Origin of the sequence: Pseudomonas sp. NPDC087029 (assembly GCF_044745345.1) — a bacterium.
Taxonomy (GTDB): Bacteria; Pseudomonadota; Gammaproteobacteria; order Pseudomonadales; family Pseudomonadaceae; genus Aquipseudomonas; species Aquipseudomonas faucium.
Map to the genome: position 1 here is coordinate 363258 of NZ_JBIVAB010000003.1, position 24358 is coordinate 387615.

Annotated in this window: 25 protein-coding genes; 8 read left to right on the plus strand and 17 right to left on the minus strand. The window is 64.2% G+C overall.

The genetic code is table 11. The features are described from left to right. Nucleotides 1–5: 5 nt before the first annotated feature. Nucleotides 6–1112, minus strand: coding sequence for an NADH:flavin oxidoreductase/NADH oxidase (locus ACIPG5_RS07560; RefSeq protein WP_176513635.1), 1107 nt, complete (start codon nt 1110–1112; stop codon nt 6–8). 371 nt (nt 1113–1483) lie between these two features. On the opposite strand from ACIPG5_RS07560, the gene ACIPG5_RS07565 reads away from it, so the two are divergent. Next, complete coding sequence (locus ACIPG5_RS07565) at nt 1484–1714, plus strand: hypothetical protein (protein ID WP_401374052.1); 231 nt, start codon at nt 1484–1486, stop codon at nt 1712–1714. Nucleotides 1715–1757: 43 nt separating this feature from the next. Next, nucleotides 1758–2288: a hypothetical protein gene (locus tag ACIPG5_RS07570; protein WP_176513644.1), complete on the plus strand. Its 531-nt coding sequence runs from the start codon at nt 1758–1760 to the stop codon at nt 2286–2288. 156 nt (nt 2289–2444) lie between these two features. Here ACIPG5_RS07570 and recJ read toward each other — a convergent pair whose 3' ends face one another. Both recJ and ACIPG5_RS07580 read right to left on the minus strand, forming a co-directional pair. After that, a complete protein-coding gene (gene recJ / locus ACIPG5_RS07575) occupies nt 2445–4154 on the minus strand; it encodes a single-stranded-DNA-specific exonuclease RecJ (protein WP_176513645.1) in 1710 nt (569 codons plus the stop codon). An 11-nt stretch (nt 4155–4165) separates the two neighbouring features. Then, nucleotides 4166–4708: a YaeQ family protein gene (locus ACIPG5_RS07580; protein WP_176513648.1), complete on the minus strand. Its 543-nt coding sequence runs from the start codon at nt 4706–4708 to the stop codon at nt 4166–4168. Between the two features lie 133 nt (nt 4709–4841). Between ACIPG5_RS07580 and ACIPG5_RS07585 the strand changes: the two genes are divergently transcribed. Continuing rightward, complete coding sequence (locus ACIPG5_RS07585; protein ID WP_176513650.1) at nt 4842–6041, plus strand: CaiB/BaiF CoA-transferase family protein; 1200 nt, start codon at nt 4842–4844, stop codon at nt 6039–6041. 8 nt (nt 6042–6049) lie between these two features. After that, nucleotides 6050–6907, plus strand: coding sequence for a TIGR02285 family protein (locus tag ACIPG5_RS07590; RefSeq protein ID WP_401374055.1), 858 nt, complete (start codon nt 6050–6052; stop codon nt 6905–6907). 127 nt (nt 6908–7034) lie between these two features. Here the strand turns inward: ACIPG5_RS07590 and ACIPG5_RS07595 are convergent, their stop codons facing one another. The 6 genes from ACIPG5_RS07595 to xerD form a co-directional block, all read right to left on the minus strand. Further along, nucleotides 7035–7316: a DUF3509 domain-containing protein gene (locus ACIPG5_RS07595; RefSeq protein ID WP_176513655.1), complete on the minus strand. Its 282-nt coding sequence runs from the start codon at nt 7314–7316 to the stop codon at nt 7035–7037. Between the two features lie 80 nt (nt 7317–7396). After that, nucleotides 7397–7795, minus strand: coding sequence for a histidine kinase (locus ACIPG5_RS07600; protein ID WP_236237334.1), 399 nt, complete (start codon nt 7793–7795; stop codon nt 7397–7399). Nucleotides 7796–7922: 127 nt separating this feature from the next. After that, a complete protein-coding gene (thrC, locus tag ACIPG5_RS07605; RefSeq protein WP_401374058.1) occupies nt 7923–9332 on the minus strand; it encodes a threonine synthase in 1410 nt (469 codons plus the stop codon). Between the two features lie 54 nt (nt 9333–9386). Further along, entirely contained in the window at nt 9387–10691 is a 1305-nt protein-coding gene (locus ACIPG5_RS07610; RefSeq protein ID WP_176513664.1) for a homoserine dehydrogenase, read from the minus strand. A gap of 81 nt (nt 10692–10772) precedes the next feature. Beyond that, entirely contained in the window at nt 10773–11534 is a 762-nt protein-coding gene (locus ACIPG5_RS07615; RefSeq protein WP_176513666.1) for a thioredoxin fold domain-containing protein, read from the minus strand. Nucleotides 11535–11688: 154 nt separating this feature from the next. Next, the gene (xerD, locus tag ACIPG5_RS07620; RefSeq protein WP_401374061.1) at nt 11689–12585 is read right to left on the minus strand and encodes a site-specific tyrosine recombinase XerD; all 897 of its coding nucleotides are present in this window, start codon (nt 12583–12585) and stop codon (nt 11689–11691) included. Between the two features lie 68 nt (nt 12586–12653). Between xerD and ACIPG5_RS07625 the strand changes: the two genes are divergently transcribed. Then, a complete protein-coding gene (locus tag ACIPG5_RS07625; protein ID WP_236237336.1) occupies nt 12654–14459 on the plus strand; it encodes a sodium:proton antiporter in 1806 nt (601 codons plus the stop codon). A gap of 2 nt (nt 14460–14461) precedes the next feature. Here the strand turns inward: ACIPG5_RS07625 and ACIPG5_RS07630 are convergent, their stop codons facing one another. The 6 genes from ACIPG5_RS07630 to ffh form a co-directional block, all read right to left on the minus strand. Further along, nucleotides 14462–14869: an acyl-CoA thioesterase gene (locus ACIPG5_RS07630; protein ID WP_176513673.1), complete on the minus strand. Its 408-nt coding sequence runs from the start codon at nt 14867–14869 to the stop codon at nt 14462–14464. A 94-nt stretch (nt 14870–14963) separates the two neighbouring features. Next, the gene (gene rplS / locus ACIPG5_RS07635; RefSeq protein ID WP_003252148.1) at nt 14964–15314 is read right to left on the minus strand and encodes a 50S ribosomal protein L19; all 351 of its coding nucleotides are present in this window, start codon (nt 15312–15314) and stop codon (nt 14964–14966) included. 42 nt (nt 15315–15356) lie between these two features. Beyond that, entirely contained in the window at nt 15357–16109 is a 753-nt protein-coding gene (gene trmD / locus ACIPG5_RS07640; RefSeq protein WP_008094486.1) for a tRNA (guanosine(37)-N1)-methyltransferase TrmD, read from the minus strand. A gap of 3 nt (nt 16110–16112) precedes the next feature. Continuing rightward, entirely contained in the window at nt 16113–16649 is a 537-nt protein-coding gene (gene rimM / locus ACIPG5_RS07645) for a ribosome maturation factor RimM (protein ID WP_314620111.1), read from the minus strand. 5 nt (nt 16650–16654) lie between these two features. After that, nucleotides 16655–16906 carry a 30S ribosomal protein S16 gene (rpsP, locus tag ACIPG5_RS07650; protein WP_008094480.1) on the minus strand — a complete coding sequence of 84 codons (252 nt, stop codon included), beginning with the start codon at nt 16904–16906 and terminating at the stop codon, nt 16655–16657. A gap of 245 nt (nt 16907–17151) precedes the next feature. Continuing rightward, nucleotides 17152–18528 carry a signal recognition particle protein gene (ffh, locus tag ACIPG5_RS07655; protein ID WP_012270758.1) on the minus strand — a complete coding sequence of 459 codons (1377 nt, stop codon included), beginning with the start codon at nt 18526–18528 and terminating at the stop codon, nt 17152–17154. A 291-nt stretch (nt 18529–18819) separates the two neighbouring features. Between ffh and ACIPG5_RS07660 the strand changes: the two genes are divergently transcribed. From ACIPG5_RS07660 to ACIPG5_RS07670, 3 genes are all read left to right on the plus strand, one after another. Next, a complete protein-coding gene (locus ACIPG5_RS07660) occupies nt 18820–19629 on the plus strand; it encodes an inner membrane protein YpjD (protein WP_176513677.1) in 810 nt (269 codons plus the stop codon). A gap of 9 nt (nt 19630–19638) precedes the next feature. Further along, nucleotides 19639–20844, plus strand: coding sequence for a transporter associated domain-containing protein (locus tag ACIPG5_RS07665; protein WP_401374068.1), 1206 nt, complete (start codon nt 19639–19641; stop codon nt 20842–20844). Nucleotides 20845–21106: 262 nt separating this feature from the next. After that, nucleotides 21107–22408 carry an MFS transporter gene (locus tag ACIPG5_RS07670; protein WP_314618860.1) on the plus strand — a complete coding sequence of 434 codons (1302 nt, stop codon included), beginning with the start codon at nt 21107–21109 and terminating at the stop codon, nt 22406–22408. A 120-nt stretch (nt 22409–22528) separates the two neighbouring features. Here ACIPG5_RS07670 and purT read toward each other — a convergent pair whose 3' ends face one another. Both purT and ACIPG5_RS07680 read right to left on the minus strand, forming a co-directional pair. Next, complete coding sequence (purT, locus tag ACIPG5_RS07675) at nt 22529–23710, minus strand: formate-dependent phosphoribosylglycinamide formyltransferase (protein ID WP_401374071.1); 1182 nt, start codon at nt 23708–23710, stop codon at nt 22529–22531. A 76-nt stretch (nt 23711–23786) separates the two neighbouring features. Then, on the minus strand, nt 23787–24254 hold the full coding sequence (locus tag ACIPG5_RS07680) for a VUT family protein (protein WP_176514744.1): 468 nt from the start codon (nt 24252–24254) through the stop codon (nt 23787–23789). Between the last annotated feature and the right edge of the window lie 104 nt (nt 24255–24358).

Here is a 24358-nt window from a genome sequence, read left to right on the forward strand (position 1 = left end):
TGCGTTCAATCGCGCAAATCGGACTCGTGAATCGGGTTAGCCCGGCTTGTAGCGCGCTGATATTGCGCAGGCCAGGTCGCCTTGTTGCCGCCCAAGTCATCATCGGCATGCAGGGGCCAGTACGGGTCGCGCAGTAGCTCACGGGCCAGGAAGATGACATCGGCCTGCCCGGTGCGCAGGATGTGCTCGGCCTGGGCCGGTTCGGTGATCATGCCTACCGTGCCGGTGGCAATTTCCGACTCCTTGCGCACACGCTCGGCGAAGCGGGTCTGGTAGCCGGGGCCGGTGGGGATTTCGGCGTTGACCGAGGTACCGCCCGAGGACACATCGATCAGGTCGACACCGAGCACGCGCAGGCGCCGGGCCAGCTCGACGGTCTCATCCGGGTTCCAGCCATCTTCCACCCAATCGGTCGCCGACACCCGGACGAACAGCGGCAACTCCTGGGGCCAGGCCTTGCGCACCGCTTCGGTAACCTGAAGGGTCAAGCGGATGCGGTTTTCGAAGCTGCTGCCATATTCGTCGCGGCGCTGGTTGCTCAGGGGCGAGAGGAACTGGTGCAGCAGGTAGCCGTGGGCGGCATGGATCTCGACCACCTTGAAACCGGCCTCCAGCGCCCGTTCGGTCGCGGCGACGAAGGCCGCGATCACGCCCTGGATTTCATCCTGGGTCAGTTCACGCGGCGGGGTGTGCTGTGGGTCGAAGGCAATCTTCGACGGGCCCACTGGCTGCCAGCCGCCATCTTCGATCTTCACGCTGCCCTGCTTGCCCAGCCATGGGCGATGGGTGCTGGCCTTGCGCCCGGCGTGGGCCAGTTGAATGCCCGGCACGGCGCCCTGGGCAGTGATGAAACGGGTAATGCGCTGCAACGGCGCGATTTGCGCGTCGTCCCACAGGCCAAGGTCTTCGGCGGTGATCCGCCCATCGGCAGTGACCGCCACCGCTTCGGTGATGACCAGCCCGGCGCCACCCACGGCGCGACTGCCCAGGTGAACGAGGTGCCAGTCGTTGGCCAGGCCATCGACGGCGGAATACTGGCACATTGGCGAAACCGCGATGCGGTTGGGCAGCGTTAGCTGACGCAGGGTGTAAGGCTCGAGCAGCAGGCTCATGAGGGCACCTCCCAAGGACTCCAATGGTGATCCGGCCCGGACACTCATGCACGACGCTGGTCCGGTATCGGTCATTAATCAGACTAGACCAGATTGGTGGGGGGGAAGGTTCCTCGGGATTGCTGACTGCTCCGACGCCCTGGGTGATACCACCCTTCACCGCGATTTGACGCCAGCAGGCTTGGCTATCTAGAAAGAGCGTACAAAGTAATTTCAATAATCCTACGACTGCGCAGGAAGTTCTTTTCAATAAGTAGCACCTCCGTCCTATCGCCGCTAAAAAACAAAAAAACTATCGTCGTTGTCGCCCTCGAATTGCGAAAAATCCGCGTAAATCAAGGAAAACATCCATCGACTCGACGATCATGACAATGAGCAAAATTTTCTCCACACAAGATATAAGCACGCTCGATAACGCCATTACCGACCACGAACAACTTCTGCTCACCAAGGCATTTTCTGATGCTTTATGGAGATATGACTGGCCGGTGAACTCGACACCCTTCTCACGCCCCTGCTGGCATTTCTTCATTGCAGGAAGCTGCCGCGAATCGCTCGAATGGTGTGAAGCAAAAATATTACTGACCACTCATCACTTCTAGGAAAGAGGCGCCGATGCTAACGTGGGGAGCTTGGATCAAACTGATGCGCAGCCTACCTGCGCAGGACCGTGTGAAGTGCCTGGTTTTGAACGGATGCGCATTGCTCTGTTTACTACCCATTTTTCTCTATGGCTTTGGAGAGAAAATTAAGCCAGTTACCGCTCCATGGGTTCGCATGCCTGCGTTATTGAGTTCAAAACCCGAAATTTGGGAGTACGACAAATCCATATACGGGATAGGTGTTCGCTACAATGCGCCCAACGGCCAAAAGCTTAAAGCATGGATATACGTGGACAGATCCCGCTACGACAACGCCAATATCAGTAAAGCAACACCTCTATTCGTAGAAGTCGAAGATACCCTTTCAGGCCCTATCGTAAGGACATTATCGACGGAGGATGAAATATTATCCGACCCCTCACTCAGACAACGTGTCAACGAAACGAGTGATCGGAAAGCTGCAACAGGAATGATGTTCGTCTGCACGCTCAGCCTACTCTCATTTTCAGGGGCTGCAGTGATTCACTGGCAGAGCCTGCGCAATAAGAAGCTACAGCGCACGATCGAAACATAGCCACATTTCCCGCTTCGCTACGCCAGTGGCCAACGGCGGATGGGTGTTTGGACTGCAGTGAACCGCAGGGCGACCAAGAGTTCGTCAGTAGGCTTGCAGCGTCTATCAGACTGAGCGCCGCTCAAGCGGCGCTCTATTTCCACAAGCCCGCAAAAATCAGCGCGGCTCCATATGGGCAATCATCAACTGCACGCTTTCATTGCCCCGAAACTCGTTCACATCCAGCTTGTACGCCAACTCCACCCAACGCACGGTCGGGTTCGGCCATACCTCGCGGTCGATGCCAAAGGCGATGCCATCCAGGCGCACCGACCCGCATTCGCTCTTGAGCACCACCTTCAGGTGCCGTTCGCCGACCACGCGCTGCTCCACCAACTGGAACACGCCATGGAACAGCGGCTCAGGGAAGTGCTGGCCCCAGGGGCCGGCGTGGCGCAGGGCCTTGGCCAGGTCGAGGTGGAATTCCTCCACGGCCAGGCTGCCGTCCGACAGCAGGCGCCCGGTCAGGTCTTCTTCGCGCAGCTGGCGGCGCACTTCTTCGTCGAACGCCTCGGCGAACGCGGGGAAGTTGCCTTCGGGCAAGGACAAGCCGGCAGCCATGGCATGGCCGCCGAACTTGCTGATCAACTGCGGATGGCGCGCTGCCACGGCATCCAGCGCATCACGAATGTGAAACCCCGGCACCGAGCGGGCCGAGCCCTTGAGCATGCCATCGCCGGCATCGGCGAAGGCGATGGTCGGGCGGTGGTAACGCTCCTTCAGGCGCGAGGCAAGAATGCCGATCACGCCCTGGTGCCAGTCGGCATCGAACAGGCATAGGCCATAAGGCATGGACTCGACCGGCAGGTCCTTGAGCTGGGCCAGGGCCTCGCGCTGCATGCCCTGCTCGATCGACTTGCGGTCCTGGTTCAGGTCATCCAGCTGCTGGGCCATGTCCTGGGCCAGCGCTGCGTCTTCGCACAGCAGGCATTCGATGCCCAGGCTCATGTCGTCCAGGCGCCCGGCGGCGTTCAGCCGTGGGCCGAGGATGAAGCCGAGGTCGGTGGAGGTAATGCGCCGATGATCGCGGCGCGCCACCTCGAGAATCGCCTTCAGGCCCGGCCGCGCGCGCCCGGCACGAATACGTTCGAGGCCCTGGTGCACCAGGATGCGATTGTTGGCATCCAGCGGCACCACGTCGGCCACGCTGCCCAGGGCAACCAGGTCCAGCAGCTCGCCGATGTTCGGCTGGGGCTGCGCCTCGTAGCGCCCCAGGCTGCGCAAGCGCGCGCGCAGGGCCATGAGCACGTAGAAGATCACGCCCACGCCCGCCAGCGACTTGCTGGGGAAGGTGCAGCCCGGCTGGTTCGGGTTGACGATGGCATCGGCCGCGGGCAGTTGCTCGCCCGGCAGGTGGTGGTCGGTGACCAGTACCTTGAGCCCGGCCGCCTTGGCCGCCGCGACGCCCTCGACGCTGGAGATGCCGTTGTCCACGGTAATCAGCAGTTGCGGCTGGCGCTGCAGCGCCACCTCGACGATTTCCGGGGTCAGGCCGTAGCCGTACTCGAAGCGGTTGGGCACCAGGTAATCGACATGGGCCGCGCCCAGCAGGCGCAGGCCCAGCACGCCAACGGTACTGGCCGTGGCGCCATCGGCATCGAAGTCGCCGACAATGAGGATGCGCTGGCGCTGGTCGAGGGCTTCGACCAGCAGGTCCACGGCAGCCTCGATGCCCTTGAGCTGCTGGTACGGCAACAGGCGCGCCAGGCTCTTGTCCAGTTCGGCTTCGCACTCTACGCCGCGTGCGGCGTACAGGCGGGTCAGCAAAGGCGGCAGGTTACCCAGAAATGGCAGGGTCGTCGGCAATGGGCGAGGTTCGATACGCATGGGGGGTCGGCTCAGCCACGCTCGCCGAGCAGCCACTCGAGCTGCACTTCGTGCTGGCCGCGGTCATCGGTGACGAACACCGTGCCTTCGCTGATCATCACGTCCCACTTGATGGTGCGCGGCATGTCGGTGGCCAGGGTTTCCAGGACCTCCTGCGGCACGGCGGCGATGCTCAGGTTCTTCAGGCCTTTGACGGCGTCCACCACCTTGTTCTGCCAGACGCGCAGGCTGCCATAGGCCAGAAGGCTGGTGCGCTCGGTGCGGCGCGAGCACCAGGTCAGGCGATCGGCGTCGGGCTGGCCGACTTCGATCCAGTGCAGGATGCGGTCGTCCAGGCTCTTTTCCCACAGCGCTGCTTCATCCACATCCGACAGACCACGGCCGAACGACAGGTTCTCGTTGTACCACAGGGCGTAGGCCAGCAGCCGCACGGCCATGCGCTCTTCGGTTTCCGAAGGGTGGCGGGCAATGGTCTGCCGGACGTTTTCGTACACGCCGCGATCGAGATCGGTCAGGTTCAGTTCGAATTTGTAGGTGGTGGACGGCTGGGCCATGGTCGAGGGGGCTTCGTGCAGAGAGAAAAGGCACCTAGTCTACCCGATCCGGCCCCACCTTGCGCCGCAGCAGTATCTGCCGTCGTGGACCTATGATAAAACCACGGCTCTGCCCAGTTGCCACGGATGCCACATGTCTACGCCCAGCAAACCCCTCGCCGGCCTGAAAGTCATCGAACTCGGCACCCTGATCGCCGGCCCGTTCGCCTCGCGTATCTGCGCCGAATTCGGCGCCGAGGTGGTCAAGGTCGAGTCCCCGGACGGCGGCGACCCGCTGCGCAAATGGCGCAAGCTGTACGAGGGCACGTCTCTGTGGTGGTTCGTCCAGGCACGCAACAAGCAATCGCTGACGCTCAACCTCAAGCACCCGGACGGGCGCGATATCCTCAAGCGCCTGCTGGCCGACGCCGACATCCTGATCGAGAACTTCCGCCCTGGCGTGCTGGAAAAGCTCGGCCTGGGCTGGGATGTGCTGCATGCGCTGAACCCACGCCTGGTGATGGTGCGTTTGTCGGGTTTCGGTCAGACCGGGCCGATGAAGGACCAACCGGGCTTCGGTGCGGTGGGCGAGTCGATGGGCGGCCTGCGCTACATCACCGGTTTCGACGACCGCCCGCCGGTGCGCACCGGCATTTCCATCGGCGATTCGATCGCCGCATTGTGGGGCGTGATCGGCGCGCTGATGGCACTGCGTCACCGCGAGGTCAACGGCGGCCAGGGCCAGGTGGTGGACGTGGCCCTGTACGAGGCGATCTTCGCGATGATGGAAAGCATGGTGCCAGAATTCGATGTGTTCGGTTTCATTCGCGAGCGTACCGGCAACATCATGCCGGGCATCACCCCCTCCTCCATCCACACCACGGCCGACGGCAAGCATGTGCAGATCGGCGCCAACGGCGATGCGATCTTCAAGCGCTTCATGCAGGCCATCGGCCGCCACGACCTGGCCGATGACCCCGCGCTGGCCAGCAACGATGGCCGCGACGCGCGACGTGACGAGCTGTACGGGGTGATCGACCGCTGGGCCAACGGCCTGCCGCTGGAGCAGGTGATGCGCGCACTCAACGACGCCGAGGTACCCGCAAGCCGCATCTATTCGGCCGAGGATATGTTCAACGACCCGCAATACCTGGCGCGGGAGATGTTCCTGCAGGCCCGCCTCCCGGACGGCAAGCCCTTCAAGATGCCCGGCATCGTGCCCAAGCTTTCGGAAACGCCAGGCTCCACCGAGTGGGTCGGCCCGGCCTTGGGCGAGCACACCGACGCGCTGCTGGCCAAGCTGGGATACGACACCGCAGCCATCACCCGGCTGCGTACCGCCGGCACGGTCTGAGATTGCCCATGCGCCTGCGCGCCCTGCTCTGCTGCATGCTGCTCGCCCTGGCCGCTGCCCCCTTGCAGGCCAAGGAACGTTTGCTGTGGCTGGTTCGCGACCTGCCGCCGTTCACCATTTTCGAGGGGTCGGAAAAGGGCCAGGGGGTGGTCGACCAGATGCTGCCGCTGCTGATCGAACAGATGCCCGAATACGACCACGCCATCGTTCGGGTCAACCGCGCTCGCGGCATCCAGATGCTGCAAGACGCCAGCAGCTTCACCTGTGACCCGACCCTGCTGTGGACGCCGGAGCGCGCCAAGTACGTGAAATTCTCCATGCCAACGCTTGCGGTGATGAGCAGTGGCGTGATGGTCCGCACTGAAGGCGAGCCGCTGTTGGCGCCCTATCTCGATGGCCAGCAGGTCGACCTGAAAGGCTTGCTCGACAGCACGCAGCTGAAGCTGGGCATCGTCGCCGAGCGCAGCTACAGCACGCAGATCGACGACATCCTGCGCCAGTTGCCCGACACCGCATTCAGCCGCCATTACGGCAACGACGCCACCGCCAGCCTGCTGCAGATGCAGCAGCTCGGGCGCCTGCAACTGGTGCTCGGCTATTGGCCGGAGATGCGCTACCTGATCCAGCAGCAAGGTGGCGACCTGGACGCGTATCACTTCCACCCGATCCAGGGGGTCAACCGCTACCAGTTCCTGCACGTGGGCTGTTCGGATTCGCCACTGGGGCGTGCGGCCATCGAGCATATCGACCAGCTGCTGCCAGCGTTACGCCGCGATACCCTGCCGGCGCTGTATGCCCGCTGGCTCGACCCTGAACTGCGCGCCGACTACCTGGCGCACAGCAAGCAGTTTTTCGAGGCCCATTAAAAAGAAACCCCGGAGCGCTGGGGAAGACGCCCGGGGCCAATCGAAAGCCCATGCGGGCTTCCCGTGACAACCCTCCTGCACCGGAGCTGTGTGCAGGCTAGCTGCCCTACTGCGTCTGATACGCCAATCAGGCAAAGGTTCCCTGGGGTTGCTGACGCTGTTGCAAGGCCGCAATCACACAGGGCTGCAAGCGCCCCTCGACAATCTGCAGGTCTCGGTGCAAGCCATCCACCAGGTCGATCAGCAGGCTCTGCTCCTGCAATTGACGCAGGCTGACGGTGCGCCGCAGCGCCGTGCCACCGAGGCTGTCGTAAATGGTCAATTGGCGGTTGCCGCTGGCATCCGCGGCGTCAAGGTGGGCCTGGTAAGGGGCCAGGGTGTCGTTGAGCAGTCTGCAGATTCTTTCCATCCGGATCACTCGCGCAGGTAGTGGGACATACAGCAACTGACCAACAAGCGCAGCGGAAAGTTCGCCCGGCTGCGGCTGGTTCAGTGAGCATGCGTCGGCGATGTGACCGTTTGAATACGTCGCAGGGCCTTGTGCCAGCGCGGCATGGGCAATGGCCAGGGCAGCTCGTCGAGCACCCACAGGCCTTGGCGCCGGGCTTCGTGGGCGAGGTCTGGCAGGCCATCACCCAGCTGGCCGACGAACAGCAGCGCCCGTGGCGGGCGCTCGCGCCTGAACTGTTCGAGCACGGCCAGGCCATCGCGCATGCCGTGGTCGAGGATCAGCAGGTCGGCCCCGCGATCGCGCACCAGGCAGGTCTTGAGATCGTTCAGGTTTTCGGTGACGCGCACGTCGAAGAGGCCCAGCACATTGCAGGCCTGGTGCAGAAGAATCTGGTGGGAAGGACGTGCCTGATGAATCAACACGTAGGGCTGGTGCATGAGCCGCTCCTGTTTGAAGGACCGGTCACTCTAGGTAAGTCGCCAAGCGACTTGTATAGGACAATTCTGAAAGTAATAGCGGAAAAGAAGGGTTCAGGGCCGCATTTCGGCCCTGAACTTCACACGCTTACAGCGGCTTGCCGCGGTTGCCGTGCTGGCTGACGAAGGCCTGCACCGCCTTCAGGTCGTTGGCCAGGACCGTGCAGCGCTCTTCGCGGGCGAACAGGTCGCTCAAGTGAGCGGGCAGCTCCAGCGCCTTGCCAACGCCGGCCTTCTCCACCGCATCCGGGAACTTGACCGGGTGCGCAGTGCCCAGCACCACCATCGGCGTGTCCAGGCTGCGGCGGCATTCGCGGGCGGCCTTGACGCCGATCGCGGTGTGCGGGTCGAGCACCTCGCCGGTGCTGGCGAACACCTCGGCGATGGTCTCGCAGGTCTGCTCGTCGCTCACGGCCAGCGAATCGAACAGCTTGCGCGCTTCGGTCCAGCGGTCCTGGTCGACGCTGAAGCCGCCGCCCTGCTTGAAGTTGGCCATCAGCTCGGCAATCGCGGCACCATTGCGACCGTGCAGGTCGAACAGCAGGCGCTCGAAGTTGGACGAGACCATGATGTCCATCGACGGCGACAGGGTCGCGTGCAGGGTTTCCTTGACGTACTGGTTGCCGCTCATGAAGCGGTGCAGGATGTCGTTGCGGTTGGTGGCCACCACCAGCTGGCTGATCGGCAGGCCCATGTTGCGCGCCAGGTAGCCGGCGAAGATGTCGCCGAAGTTGCCGGTCGGCACCGAGAACGCCACCGAACGGGCCGGGCCGCCCAGCTGCAGGGCCGCATGGAAGTAGTAGACGATCTGGGCCATGATCCGCGCCCAGTTGATCGAGTTGACCGCCACCAGGCGCGTGCCCTTGAGGAAGGACTGGTCGGCGAAGCTGGCCTTGACCATCTCCTGGCAGTCGTCGAAGTTGCCTTCGATGGCGATGTTGTGGATGTTCTCGCCGAAGATGGTGGTCATCTGCCGGCGCTGAACTTCCGAGACACGCTGGTGCGGGTGCAGGATGAAGATGTCGACGTTGTCGCAACGGCGGCAGCCTTCGATGGCGGCCGAACCGGTGTCACCGCTGGTGGCGCCGATGATCACCACGCGCTCGCCGCGCTTGGCCAGCACGTGGTCGAGCAGGCGGCCGAGCAGTTGCAGGGCGAAATCCTTGAACGCCAGGGTCGGGCCGTGGAACAGCTCCATGACCCACTCGTTGCCGTTCAGCTGACGCAGCGGCGCGACCGCAGCGTGGGCGAAGGCGCCGTAGGTTTCCTCGAGGATCTTCTTGAAGTCGGCATCGGCGACGCTGCCGGTGACGAACGGGCGCATCACCCGGAAGGCCAGCTCGTGGTACGGCAGGCCGGCCCAGGAGGCGATCTCTTCCTGGGTGAAGCGTGGCAGGTTCTCGGGTACGTACAGGCCGCCATCGCTGGCAAGGCCGGCCAGCAGGACGTCTTCGAAATTCAGGGCCGGTGCCTGGCCGCGGGTGCTGATATAACGCATGGCTACTAACCTTCGATACTGGGCACGGGCCGCCGTCGCGGCCCGTGGGGGAATTTAGTTGAGCTGTTCGACGCGGATGCGCACAACCTTGCCGACCACGTCCTGCAGGGCTTCCAGGGCGACGATGGCGTCGTTGATGCGCTGCTCGACCACACCGTGGGTGAGCAGGATCATCGGCACCAGGCCGTCCTGTTCCTCGGCTTCCTTCTGCATGATCGACTCGATGTTGATGCCACGCTCGGAGAGGATGCTCGCCACCTGGGCCAGTACGCCCGGATGGTCCTTGGCCTGGATGCGCAGGTAGTAGGCGCTTTCGCAGGCTTCGATCGGCAAGATCGGGTGGTCCGACAGCGAATCGGGCTGGAAGGCCAGGTGCGGTACGCGGTTTTCCGGGTCGGAAGTCATGGCACGGACCACATCCACCAGGTCGGCAACCACCGACGAAGCGGTCGGCTCCATGCCGGCACCGGCGCCGTAGTACAGGGTGGAACCGGCAGCGTCACCGTTGACCATCACGGCGTTCATCACGCCATTGACGTTGGCGATCAGGCGGTCGGCCGGGATCAGCGTCGGGTGCACGCGCAGCTCGATGCCAGCGGCAGTGCTGCGGGCCACGCCCAGGTGCTTGATGCGGTAGCCCAGGGCTTCGGCGTAGTTCACGTCAGCGGTGGTCAGCTGGGTGATGCCCTCGGTGTAGGCCTTTTCGAACTGCAGCGGAATACCAAAGGCGATGGAGGCCAGGATGGTCAGCTTGTGCGCGGCATCGATGCCCTCGACGTCGAAGGTCGGGTCGGCTTCGGCATAACCCAGCGCCTGGGCTTCGGCCAGCACGTCGGGGAAGGCACGCCCTTTCTCGCGCATTTCGGTGAGGATGAAGTTGCCGGTGCCGTTGATGATGCCGGCCAGCCAGTTGATGCGGTTGGCCGACAAGCCTTCGCGGATCGCCTTGATCACCGGGATGCCACCGGCCACTGCGGCTTCGAAGGCAACGATGACGCCCTTCTCGCGGGCCTTGGCGAAGATTTCGTTGCCGTGCACGGCGATCAGCGCCTTGTTGGCGGTGACCACGTGCTTGCCGTTTTCGATGGCCTTGAGCACCAGGTCGCGGGCCACGGTGTAGCCACCGATCAGCTCGATGACGATGTCGATCTCAGGGTTGCTCGCAACGTCGAACACATCAGCGGTAATGGGGGTACCGGTAATCTGGCAGTTCGGGTTGGGCGAGCGCATGGCGATCTGTGCCACTTCAATACCGCGCCCGGCACGGCGGGCAATCTCCTCGGCGTTGCGCTGAAGTACATTGAAGGTACCGCCACCGACGGTCCCCAACCCACAGATGCCTACTTTGACCGGTTTCACTGTGAACTCCCCATTGAACGGCCGGCACCTGCGCCGACCGTGAAACATGCCGTCACCCCATGACGACGGCGTACTGAATGATTACTTGGCGGCCTGCTGCTGGCCCGCCAGGGCCAGCTTGGCCACCTGTGGCGCCGGCTGGTAGCCCGGGATCACCTGGCCGCTTTCCAGCACGATGGCCGGGGTGCCATTGACCCCGATCGACTGGCCGAGCTGGAACTGCTTGCCCACCGGGTTGGCGCACTTGGCGGCCTTGATTTCCTTGCCGTCGACCATCTTGTCCAGCGCCGCGCGGCGGTCGCTGGAGCACCACACCGCCTGCAGCTGCTCATCGCCCGGCGAACCCAGGCCCTGGCGCGGGAAGGCGACGTAGCGCACTTCGATACCGCGGCGGTTGAGTTCGGGCACTTCGGCGTGCAGCTTGTGGCAGTACGGGCAGGTGGTGTCGGTGAAGACGGTGATGTGCGACTTGGTTTCGCCCTTGGCAGGATAAACCACCATCTCGGCGGCTGGAATGCCGTTGATGAGCTTGGCGACGCCCTGGCGCTCGGTCTTTTCGGTCAGGTTGACCGGCTTGCCGTCCTGGATCTGGAACAGGTAGCCCTGCATGACGAACTGGCCGTCGGCGCTGGCGTACAGCACGCGGCCGCCCTGCAGCTTGACTTCGTAGAGGCCGTTCAGCGGGCTGCTGGCCACGCTTTCCACGGGCACTTCCAGCTCGAGGTTCTGCAGCGATTTGCGGATGGCCTGTTCGGCCGTGGCATTGCTATCGGTCGCCGCGGCAACGGCGAAAGTACTGGCCAGCGCCAACGCGGCGGCGGCGAAGATCTGGGTCACGCGCATGGGGAACTCCTGAAGGCGGACAGGGGCCGGAGGGCGTCACCTGCGGGAAAAACGCGGCGACCGTGCGGCCCTTGGTGCAAACCGCCCAAGACTACCACATCACACCGCCAATGAAGGGGTCTGCGGGTACCGGCGGGCGGAACATGAAAATCATTCATCCACGCGGATGGTGCTGGGCGTGCAACTGCTGCAGGCGGGCCTTGGCCACGTGGGTGTAGATCTGCGTGGTCGACAGGTCGCTGTGGCCTAGCAGCATCTGCACCACGCGCAGGTCGGCGCCGTGGTTGAGCAAGTGGGTGGCGAAGGCGTGGCGCAGGGTATGCGGCGACAAGGGCTTGTCGATGCCGGCCACCCGCGCATGGTGCTTGATCCGGTGCCAGAAGGTCTGGCGGGTCATCTGCTCGCCGCGCAGGCTGGGGAACAGCACATCGCTGGGGCGCCCGTTGAGCAGCTCGGCGCGGCCATCGCGCTGGTAGCGCTCCAGCCACAGCACCGCCTCCTCGCCCATCGGCACCAGGCGCTCCTTGCTGCCCTTGCCCATCACCCGCAGCACGCCCTGGCGCAGGTTAACCTGGTCGAGGGTCAGGCTGACCAGCTCGGTCACCCGCAGGCCGCAGGCGTACAGCACTTCGAGCATGGCGCGGTCGCGCTGGCCGATCGCCTCGCCGAGGTCCGGGGCCTGCAACAGGGCTTCGACATCGGCTTCGGACAACGACTTGGGCAAGGGCTTGCCCAGTTGCGGCATCTCGACCTGCAAGGTCGGGTCGACGGCCACCAGCTTTTCCCGCAGCAGATAACGAAAGAAGCCACGCAGCCCGGAGAGAAAGCGCGCCGTGGAACGTGGCTTGTAGCCCTGGTCGAGGCGCCAGGCCAGGTGATCGAGGATCAACTCGCGGCCGGCATCGGGCAGGCTCACGGCATGTTCCTGCAACCAGCCGTTGAACAGCGCCAGGTCGCTGCGATAGGAAACGCGGGTGTTGTCCGACAGGCCTTTTTCCAGCCACAGGGCATCGAGGAACTGGTCGATCAGGGGGTGGTCGAGGGCGGGCATGAAAACTCGGTGGCAAACGACGAAATGGCGCTTAGTCTTTCATAACCACGCCGGCATAGGGAGCCCGCATGAACGAACAGCAGATCCTTCTCAGCGTCGGCGGTATCGGCGCTGCCGCCCTGGCTTGCCAATGGCTGGCCTGGCGCCTGAAATTACCCGCCATCCTGTTTCTGCTGCTGGCCGGCATTCTCGCCGGCCCGATCCTTGGCTGGCTCGACCCGCAAGCGTTGTTCGGCCCGCTGCTGATGCCGCTCGTGTCGCTGGCGGTGGCGCTGATCCTGTTCGAGGGCAGCCTCACCCTGCACCTGTCGCAATGGCGCGAAATCGGCAGCGTGGTGCATCGGCTGGTCACCGTGGGCGCGCTGTCGACCTGGCTGGTGATCGCCCTGGCCACCCACTGGCTGCTGGACTTCGACTGGCCCCTGGCAATCCTGTTCGGCACCTTGACCCTGGTCACCGGCCCCACGGTGATCGTGCCCATGCTGCGGGTGGTGCGGCCCAAGGCGGCGATCGCCAATATCCTGCGCTGGGAAGGCATCATGATCGACCCGATCGGTGCCTTGCTGGCCGTGGTGGTGTACAGCTTCATCATCGCCAGCGGCGCCGGCGAGGGCCTGGCCCACAGCCTGGTGACCTTCGCCGGGGTGATCTTCTGCGGCACGGCCTTGGGCGCTGCGGGCGGCTGGTTGCTCGGGCAGATCATGCGCGAGCAGTGGCTGCCCGAATACCTGCACAACCTGGCCTCGCTGGCGGCGGTGCTGGGCATATTCATCGCCGCCAACCAGATCGTCCACGAGTCCGGGCTGCTGGCGGTCACGGTGATGGGCATGTGGCTGGCCAACATGCGCGGGGTCGATGTGCGGCAGATCCTGCACTTCAAGGAAAACCTCAGCGTGCTGCTGATCTCCGGCCTGTTCATCCTGCTGGCCGCGCGCCTCGACCTGCACGCCATGATCGGCCTGGGGCCGGCGGTGCTGGCGCTGCTGCTGGTGATCCAGCTGCTGGCGCGGCCGCTCAATGTGCTGCTGTCGACGCTGGGCTCGGCGCTGAACTGGCGCGAGCGCGCCCTGCTCGCCTGGGTCGCGCCGCGCGGCATCGTGGCCGCGGCGGTGTCGGCGATCTTTGCCATCCGCCTGCATGAGGCCGGCCACCAGGGCGCCTTGCTGCTGGTGCCGCTGACCTTCGCCGTGATCATCGGCACGGTGGTGATCCAGAGCGCCACGGCCAGGCCCCTGGCGCGCCTGCTCAAGGTCGCGGAGCCTGCGCCCAGCGGGTTTCTCATCGTCGGCGCCAACGAGCCGGCGCGAGCCATCGCCAAGGCTCTGCAGCAACTGGGCTGTCGGGTGCTGCTGACCGATTCGAGCTGGGAGAACATTCGCGCGGCGCGCATGGAGGGGCTGCCCACCTATTTTGGCAACCCGGCTTCGCAGCACGCCGATGCGCACCTGGACCTGGTCGGCCTGGGCCACCTGCTGGGCTTGTCGCCTGCCGGCGAGATCAATGCCTTGGCCTGCGCCCGCTTTCGCCACGACTTCGGCCATGGGCGGCTGTTCGTGCTGGCCAGCGGCCTGGAGAAGCAACGCAGCGACAAGCACCGGGCCGCCGAAGAGCACCGCGGGCATTTGCTGGGCGCCAACCCGATGACCTACCTGCAACTGGCCAACCGCCTGCACCAGGGCGCGGAGCTCTACAGCACCACGCTCACCGAAGGCTTCGGCTGGGAGGCGTATCGGGCCTTGCATGGCGAGCGGGCGCACTTGCTGTTCGCCCGCGATGAACACGGCTGGGTACATGTCGCCAGCCCCGACGAAGCGCTACAGCCACAACCGGGCTGGACCCTGGTGGCGTTGATCGAGCCTGCCGCGCCTGAGTGAAATCAGGCCTCGGGCAGCACCGGCACCGGGCGCTTGTCCTCGTCGATGGCGACGAAGCTGAACACGCCATGGATCGCCCGCTCGCGGCCGTCCAGGTACATGTTCTCGACGAACACGTCGACCTGCACCTGCAAGCTGGTGTTGCCGACCTTGATCACCGTGCCGACCAACTCGACGATCGAGCCCGCCGGGATCGGGTGCTTGAAGTCGATGCGGTCGGTGGACACGGTCACCAGCGGCAGGCGGCAGAAGCGCGTGGCGGCGATGAACGACACTTCGTCCATCCAGGCCAGCGCGGTGCCGCCGAACAGGGTGTTGTGGTGGTTGGTGGTATTGGGGAATACGGCTTTGGTCACGCGCGTCACCGACAGCTCGGTGCGGCGCTGGATTTCCTGGTCTCGGGCGGTCATGTCCGTTACATCGCATGGGGTTCAAAAAGCAAAAAAGCAGCCCGAAGGCTGCTTTTTTCTCGCAAGGTGGCCTAGGCCACCAGGCAAACTGTACTCAGGACAGTTTTTCCTTGATGCGAGCGGCTTTGCCGGACAGGTCGCGCAGGTAGTACAGCTTGGCTTTACGCACGTCACCACGACGTTTCACGGCCAGGCTGTCGATCTGCGGGCTGTAGGTCTGGAAGGTACGCTCTACGCCAACGCCGCTGGAGATCTTGCGCACGGTGAAGGCGCTGTTCAGACCGCGGTTACGCTTGGCGATAACGACGCCTTCGAACGCCTGCAGACGGGAACGCTCACCTTCCTTCACTTTAACCTGGACGACAACGGTGTCGCCTGGTGCGAAGGTCGGGATTTCCTTGCTCATCTGCTCGGCTTCGAGCTGCTGGATGATCTTGTTGGTCATGCTGTGCTCCTAAGATGGATACGTGATCCACCATCGATACGTTTAACTATCGTCCCGCTCGCGGAGGTATTCCTCGAGCAGCTTCTTCTCTTCTCCAGAAAGCGAGCGACTTTCCAGAAGATCGGCGCGTCGTTCGAAGGTCCTACCAAGGGACTGCTTCATTCTCCAACGCCGGATATGTGCATGGTTGCCACTTAGCAACACGTCGGGAACGCGCTGATCCGCATACACCTCAGGTCGGGTGTAGTGCGGGCAATCGAGCAGACCGTCGGTGAAGGAATCTTCTTCCGCCGAGTCCACATGCCCTAAAGCTCCGGGCAGCAGCCGCGTAACCGCATCGATCAGTACCATGGCCGGCAGCTCGCCACCGGAAAGCACATAGTCGCCAATCGACCACTCCTCATCGACATGAGCCTCGATAAAGCGCTCGTCGATGCCTTCATAACGACCGGCGATCAGGATCAACGATTCCTGCTCTGCCAGGCCTTTGACCGCCTGCTGGGTCAGCTTGCGGCCTTGCGGCGAAAGGTAGATCACCTTTGCCGATGCTCCGGTCGCTTGCCTGGCGCTAACCAGGGCGTCTTCCAGAGGCTTGATTTTCATCACCATGCCCGGGCCACCGCCAAACGGCCGATCATCCACCGTGTGGTGACGATCTGTGGTGTAGTCCCGCGGGTTCCAGCAAGTCACTTGAAGCAACCCCTGTTTCACCGCGCGGCTGGTAATGCCGTACTCCGTGATGGCCGAGAACATCTCGGGGAACAACGTGATGACGTCTACGCGAAGGTTACCCATCGTCTAGAAGTCCGCGTCCCATTCAACCCGCATCACGCCTGCTTCCAGGTCGACGTTGAGCACGCATTGCGCCGTATAGGGCAACAGACGCTCGCGATCATCCAGGCTGCCTGCGCAGGGCTTGACCACCATTACATCGTTCGCACCGGTCTCCAACAGGTGATCGACCTTGCCGAACAGCTGTTCGTCCTGGTTGATGACCTTCAGGCCCTGCAGCTGGTACCAGTAGTACTCGTCTGCGGCCAGGTTGGGCAAAAGGCTCCGCGGGATGCAGATTTCGAAGCCGCTCAGAAGACGGGCTTCATCGCGATCATCGAGGCCTTTCAATTTCACGACCAGGCCCTTTTGGGAGCCACGACCGCTGACCAGCTCGACCTGCTTCACCTTGCCTTCATGCCGAAGCGTCCAGCGCGGATAATCCAACAGGTTTTCAATCGGATCGGTAAAGGAATACACCTTCACCTCGCCGCGAACGCCGTGAACCGAAAAAATCTTGCCGACAACGATGAGGTCGTCAGCCTTTTCTGGCGTCGCGTTCATACTGTTCAGGCAGCGGCCTTGGCAGCGTCCTTCAGCAGCTGAGCAACGCGCTCAGACGGCTGTGCGCCCTGGCTCAGCCAGTAGGTGACGCGCTCTTGGTTGACCGACAGCTTGACTTCGGCGCCCGATGCGATCGGGTTGAAGAAGCCAACGCGCTCAACGAAACGGCCGTCACGGGCGTTACGCGAGTTGGTCACGGTCAGGTGGTAGAATGGGCGCTTTTTCGAGCCGCCACGGGCCAGACGAATGGTTACCATGTGAACATCGTTCCTATAGTCGGTGTTGCAGTTTGTACTGCAAATCTGAATGCCAAATAGGCACACGGGTGCCCAAAAGGCCGCATATTCTCGGGGAATACACGGACATTTGCAAATGACTTTTTCGCCAGGGCCATGCCCTCGCGTCCAGATTTGCCGGTTGCGCCGCGATTTCGCGGCCGTTGCCCCGCCGCAGCGGGGGTTCTGAGGGAGCGTTCGATGACGAACGGCCCCTCGGAATAGGGTTACAGCTTCGGCATGCCGCCACCCGGCAGCATCCCGCCCAGGCCACGCATCATCTTGGCCATGCCGCCCTTGGCGGAGAATTTCTTCATCATCTTCTGCATCTGCTTGTGCTGCTTGATCAAGCGGCCGATGTCCTGCACCTGGGTGCCGGAGCCGAGGGCGATACGGCGCTTGCGCGAACCGCTGATCAGGTCAGGGTCGCGACGCTCGGCCGGGGTCATCGAGTTGATGATCGCTTCCATCTGCTTGAACTGCTTCTCGGCCGCGCCCTGGGCGTTGCCCATTTGCGACAGGTTGACCCCGCCGATGCTCGGCAGCTTGTCCATCAGGCCGCCCAGGCCGCCCATGTTCTTCATCTGCTGCAGCTGGTCGCGGAAGTCTTCGAGGTCGAAGCCCTTGCCCTTCTTCAGCTTCTTGGCCAGCTTGTCGGCCTTGGCCTTGTCGATGGTCTGCTCGGCCTGCTCGATCAGGCTGAGCACATCGCCCATGCCGAGGATGCGCGAGGCGACACGGTCGGGGTGGAAGGGCTCGAGGGCCTCGGTCTTCTCGCCCATACCGATGAACTTGATCGGCTTGCCGGTGATGGCGCGTACCGACAGCGCGGCACCGCCACGGGCGTCACCGTCGACCTTGGTCAGCACCACGCCGGTCAGCGGCAGGGCCTCGCCAAAGGCCTTGGCGGTGTTGGCGGCGTCCTGGCCGGTCATGGCGTCGACCACGAACAGTGTCTCGATCGGCTTGACCGCGGCATGCAGCGCCTTGATCTCGTCCATCATGTCGGCGTCGATGTGCAGGCGGCCGGCGGTGTCGACGATGACCACGTCGATGAACTTGAGCTTGGCCTCGCGGATCGCCGCCTCGGCGATGGCTACCGGCTTCTGGCTGATGTCGGACGGGAAGAAGGTCACGCCGATGTCGTTGGCCAGGGTTTCCAGCTGCTTGATCGCCGCCGGGCGGTAGACGTCGGCCGACACCACCATCACGCTCTTTTTCTTGCGTTCCTTGAGGAAGCGCGCGAGCTTGCCGGCGGTGGTGGTCTTACCGGCGCCCTGCAGGCCGGCCATCAGCACCACGGCAGGTGGCGCCGCGTTCAGCGCGAGGTCTTCGTTGGCCGCGCCCATCAGGCTTTCCAGCTCGGCCTGGACGATCTTCACGAAGGCCTGGCCCGGGGTCAGGCTGCGCGACACTTCGGTGCCGACCGCACGTTCCTTGACGCTGTTGACGAAATCCTTGACCACCGGCAGGGCAACGTCGGCCTCGAGCAGGGCCATGCGCACTTCGCGCAACGTGTCCTTGATATTGTCTTCAGTCAGCTTGGCCTTGCCGGTGACATGGCGCAGCGTCTGTGACAGGCGGTCGGTCAGGTTTTCGAACATGGTGATCCTTTCTGGCCCAGTAAAAGCCGAGGTTTGTCAGGCGCCCAGGTGAAAATGCACACGCGCTGGGCACAGCAAGGCGGCGATTATAGCGAAGAGCGGCGGCGGCGCACACCTTGCTGACCCCTGGAGGGATATTCGGTGGCCCTGTCGCCGCCAAGCCGGCGCCTGCAAGCGCAGCGCCCCCTCCCTGTGGGAGCCGGCTTGCCGGCGATAGGGCCGCAGCAGACTTCCTTGGTACTGACGATCTATGCCAAACTCCGTCTCTTTAAGGCTCGCCAACCAGGACTTATGTTCTCCTCACCCAGCCTCATCCCCAACCTGATCGCCGCCGGCCTATATATAGCAGCGACCGTCTATCAAGGTTCGCGCCTGGCCCAGTCGAACAAGGCCGACAAACGCCTGCTCGGCCTGCTTGGCGCCCTCGCCGTGCTCGCCCAGGCCGGCGCGCTGTTCTTCCAGCTCATCACCCCGTTGGGCCTGAGCCTCGATTTCTTCAGTGCCGCCAGCCTGATCGCCGTGGCGGTCATCGCCCTGACCCTGCTGGCGTGCCTGCGCATCCCGGTGGAAAACCTGCTGGTGCTACTGTTCCCGCTGGGCGCGGTGACCGCGCTGCTGGCGCAGTTCGCCCCGCCCGGCACGGTGCCGCTGATCAACGAAGAACCCGGCATCCTCGCGCATATCCTGCTGTCGATCCTGGCCTATGGGCTGTTCACCATCGCCGTGTTCCAGTCGCTGTTGCTGCTGCTGCAGGACCGCCAGCTGAAGAACAAGCACCCGTCCGGGCTGATCCGCAACTTCCCGCCGCTGCAGACCATGGAAAGCCTGCTGTTCGGCTTCCTCTGGGCAGGCTGGTGCCTGTTGTCGCTGTCGCTGATTTCCGGCTGGCTGTTCCTCGACAACCTGTTCGCCCAGCACCTGGTGCATAAAACCCTGCTGGCCTGCGTGGCCTGGGTGGTGTTCAGCGTGCTGCTGTGGGGCCGCACGCGCCTGGGCTGGCGCGGCCACAAGGCGATCCGCTGGACCCTGGCCGGTTTCTGCCTGCTGATGCTGGCCTATTTCGGCAGCAAGCTGGTCCGCGAATTCATCCTGCATATCTGACGGTCGCCCATGGACACCCTGCCGTACGCTCCGCTACTCGGCACTCTGGCACTGGCGCTGCTGTGGTCGGCGCTGTGCACCGCGGTGGATGCCGCCCGTGTACAACTCAACGGTTCGCTGCGCAATGGCGAAGATGGCCAGCCGCCGCTGCCGGCCCAGGCCCTGGTGCTGTGCGCCAGCCTGGGCAAGCTGCTGGTGCTGGGCCTGGCCTGCCTGATCGGCCAGCGCCACAACGGCGAACACGGCTTCTGGCCGGCCGGCCTGGGCGCGGCCCTGGCCCTGCTGGTGCTTGCCGAATACCTGCCACGGCGCCTGGCTCGGCGTAACCCGCAAGCGTTCGTCAGCCTCGGCGTCAGCCTGCTCAAGCCGCCCCTGGCCCTGCTGCAACCGCTGGCCTGCCTGCTCGATGGTTGCGCCAAGCTCTTGTTGCGCCCCTTCCGCGTGCAACCCACGGCGGTTGCGCTGCACCCCCAGCAAGATGACGACTACGACCAGGACGACGAGCCCGAAGCGCCTCGCCACGGCTTGCTGGACGGCCTGCAGGCGCTGGACAAGATCACCGTCAACGACATCCTGGTGCCGCGCAACGAGGTCGACGGCATCAACCTGGACGAGCCGATCGAGCGCATCATCGAACAGCTCATCGTCAGCCGGCACACGCGCCTGCCGGTCTACCACAACGACATCAACCAGGTCGAAGCGATCCTCAACACCAAGCTCATCAGCCACCTGCTGCCCAGGGGCGAGCTGACCCTCCAGGCGCTGCGCGGGGCCTGCTACGAGCCCTACTTCGTCCCGGAAAGCACGCCCCTGCAGCTGCAATTGCTGAACTTCCACAAGCAGCAGCGGCGCCTGGGCGTGGTGGTGGACGAATACGGCGAGGTGCTGGGCATCGTCACCCTGGAGGACATCCTCGAGGAGATCGTCGGCGAGTTCGAGGACGAGCAGAGCCTGGACAACCCCCACGTCCACCCCCAGGCCGACGGCACCTTCGTCATCGAAGGCACCGCCTCGCTGCGCGAGATCAACCGCACCCTGGGCTGGCACCTGCCCTGCGACGGCGGCCCGAAAACCCTCAACGGGCTGGTCACCGAAGCGCTGGAAAGCATCCCGGAAAGCGCCGTTTGCCTGAAGATCGGCCGTTATCGCCTGGAAATCCTCGAAACAGAGGACAATTGCGCCAGCAAGGTACTGGTGTGGACCGTGACCCGCTAGCTATACTCGGGCCACGCTTACCCAGCCCCGCCGTCCCGCCTGCTACCCGCACCCGGCGCCACACGGCCAGTCCGCTCCACTGACGCGCCCCGCGGTCCTGCTTCAGCACCCCGAACAGTGCCCGCCCCCGCCCCTACCCGCCTTGGGCTATCGTCAGTCGCGCGACCACAACAATACGCTCCGGCGTCCGCGACACCGTGCCTGCCTGGGTACGCGCGGGCAAAGCCCATGGAGCACGACCAGACTGTTAGGGACCTACTTAATGACCACCAGCAGCACTTATGCCCAGGCGCCCGCCGCGCCGGTCAACTCGCCCGCGCGGGTGGCCACCGCCAGCTTCATCGGCACCGCCATCGAGTTCTACGATTTCTACGTCTATGCCACCGCCGCCGCCCTGGTGATCGGCCCGGTGTTCTTCCCGTCAGGTTCAGGCACCGCGCAGATGCTGGCGGCCTTCCTCACCTTCGGCATCGCCTTCCTCGCCCGGCCACTGGGCTCGGCCCTGTTCGGCCACTTCGGCGACCGCATCGGGCGCAAGTCGACCCTGGTCGCCTCGCTGCTGCTGATGGGCGTGTCGACCACCCTGATCGGTGTGCTGCCTGGCTATGACAGCATCGGCGTGTGGGCACCGATCCTGCTCTGCCTGCTGCGTTTCGGCCAAGGCCTGGGGCTGGGAGGCGAATGGGGCGGCGCGGCGTTGCTGGCCACCGAGAACGCGCCAGCAGGCAAGCGCGCCTGGTTCGGCATGTTCCCGCAGCTGGGCCCTTCGATCGGTTTTCTGGCGGCCAACGGCCTGTTCCTGACCCTGGCCCTGGTGCTCAGCGACGAGCAGTTCCGCGACTGGGGCTGGCGCATTCCGTTCCTGCTCAGCGCCGCGCTGGTGCTGGTGGGCCTGTATGTGCGCCTGAAACTCGAGGAAAGCCCGGTGTTCGCCAAGGCCGTGGCGCGCCACGAGCGGGTGAAGATGCCGGTGGTGGACCTGTTCGCCAAGTACTGGATGCCAACCCTGCTGGGCGCGGCGGCGATGGTGGTGTGCTATGCGCTGTTCTACATTTCCACGGTGTTTTCGCTGAGCTACGGCGTGACCACCCTGGGCTACAGCCGCGAAACCTTCCTCGGCCTGCTGTGCTTTGCCGTGGTCTTCATGGCCCTGGCCACACCGCTGTCGGCGTGGCTCAGCGACCGCTACGGGCGCAAGCCGGTGCTGATCGTCGGCGGCCTGCTGGCGGTGGCTTCGGGCTTTACCATGGAGCCGCTGCTGACCTCGGGCTCGACCACCGGCGTGGCGCTGTTCCTGGCCATCGAACTGTTCCTGATGGGGGTGACCTTTGCCCCGATGGGCGCATTGCTGCCGGAGCTGTTCCCCACGCACGTGCGTTATACCGGTGCTTCGGCGGCGTATAACCTGGGCGGCATCGTCGGGGCCTCGGCGGCGCCGTTCTTTGCCCAGAAGCTGGTGAGCATGGGTGGGTTGAGCTGGGTGGGGGGTTATGTGTCGGCGGCGGCGGTGATCAGCTTGATTGCCGTGCTGTGCCTGAAAGAGACGCGCAATAACGAACTGTAAGTGAACGGGGCTGCCTTGCAGCCCATCGCCGGCAAGCCGGCTCCCACAGGCATCAGCGCAACCCTTGTGGGAGCCGGCTTGCCGGCGATGGGCCGCAAAGCGGCCCCCGGCACTTTCAGATCAGAACTCGACCTTGACCGCCTGCGAAGCCCGGGTCGCCTTGGCCCGCGCAGCTTCCACCGACTCATCACGCGCCAGGCACACGCCCATCCGCCGCTGCCCATTGATTTCCGGTTTGCCGAACAAGCGAATCGCCGTATCCGGCTCGCTCAGCGCCGCGCCCAGGTTGGCAAAGCTGGCCTGCTGCGACTGCCCCTCAGGCAAGATCACCGCCGACGCCGACGGGCCGAACTGGCGTACCACCGGAATCGGCAGGCCAAGGATGGCGCGGGCATGCAGGGCGAACTGCGACAGGTCCTGGGAAATCAAAGTGACCAGGCCTGTGTCATGCGGGCGTGGCGACACTTCGCTGAACCATACCTGGTCGCCCTTGACGAACAGCTCCACGCCGAACAGGCCACGCCCGCCCAGCGCATCGGTGACCGCCTTGGCCACTCGCTGCGACTCGGCCAACGCTTTCGCGCTCATGGCCTGGGGCTGCCAGGATTCCTGATAGTCGCCCTTCTCCTGGCGATGGCCGACCGGCTCCAGGAATGTGGTGCCGCCGACGTGGCGCACGGTCAGCAGGGTGATTTCGTATTCGAAGTCGATGAAGCCCTCGACGATCACCCGGCCCTTGCCGGCACGGCCGCCTTCCTGGGCGTAGTCCCAGGATTTGTGCAGGTCGGCATCGCTGCGCAGCAGGCTCTGGCCCTTGCCCGACGAGCTCATCACCGGCTTGACCACGCACGGGTAGCCGACGTCGGCCACAGCCTTGGCGTAGTCCTCGAAAGTGTCGGCAAAGTGGTAGGGCGAGGTCGGCAGGTCGAGCTCTTCGGCAGCCAGGCGGCGGATGCCTTCGCGGTTCATGGTGAGCTGGGTGGCGCGGGCGGTCGGCACCACGTTGAAGCCTTCGTTCTCCAGCTCCACCAGGGTGGCGGTGGCGATGGCTTCGATCTCGGGGACGATGTAATGGGGTTTTTCAGCTTCGATCACCGCGCGCAGGGCCACGCCATCGAGCATGTTGACCACGTGGCTGCGGTGCGCAACCTGCATCGCCGGGGCATTGGCGTAGCGGTCCACGGCGATCACTTCGACGCCCAGGCGCTGCAGCTCGATCACCACTTCCTTGCCCAGCTCGCCGCAGCCGCAGAGCAGTACTCGGGTCGCGGTAGGCGACAATGGGGTTCCGATACGGGTCATTTCAGGTCCTCGAAGGCGTCCGGGGCCGCACCAGGCTTGGCGCAGCCCGCTGAAAAAGGACCGGTATTCTACACCATCAACCGGTGACGGCGGCCCGCCGCGCGCGAAATGCCATGGCCAGCCACACCGCGGTCACGCCGGCGAATTTCGAGGCCATGGCGGTGCCGATCACGGCCGGGGTCAGGGCGCCAATCATGCCGAAGAAGATGAAGGTGTCGACCGGGATGCTCAGCGCCGAGCTCAGCCACAGGCGGTCGCGCAGGGGCCTGCGGGTGATGCTGAACACCAGCCAGTCGATCAGCTCGGAGATGAAGAACGCCGTGGCGCTGGCCAGGGCGATGGCAGGCTCGGAGGTGACGTAGGACAGCACCAGGGCCAGCAGCATGGCGATCAGCGCGCCGTGGCCGAAGCGGGTCTGCACCATGTCGCGCAGGATGAACACCAGGCCGCCCCAGGCGGACCAGATCACGTCCAGGTGCGGGGCGCTGGAGAAGGCGTAGTTGATCAGCACTACGCTGCTGATATAGGCGATGAGATAGAACATGGGGCATGTGACCGTCGGGCAAGCCGCACAGATTACTTGATTTTCGAGTCAATGGCAGCGCCTCGTTGTAGGAGCGGCCTTGTGTCACGAAAGGGCTGCGAAGC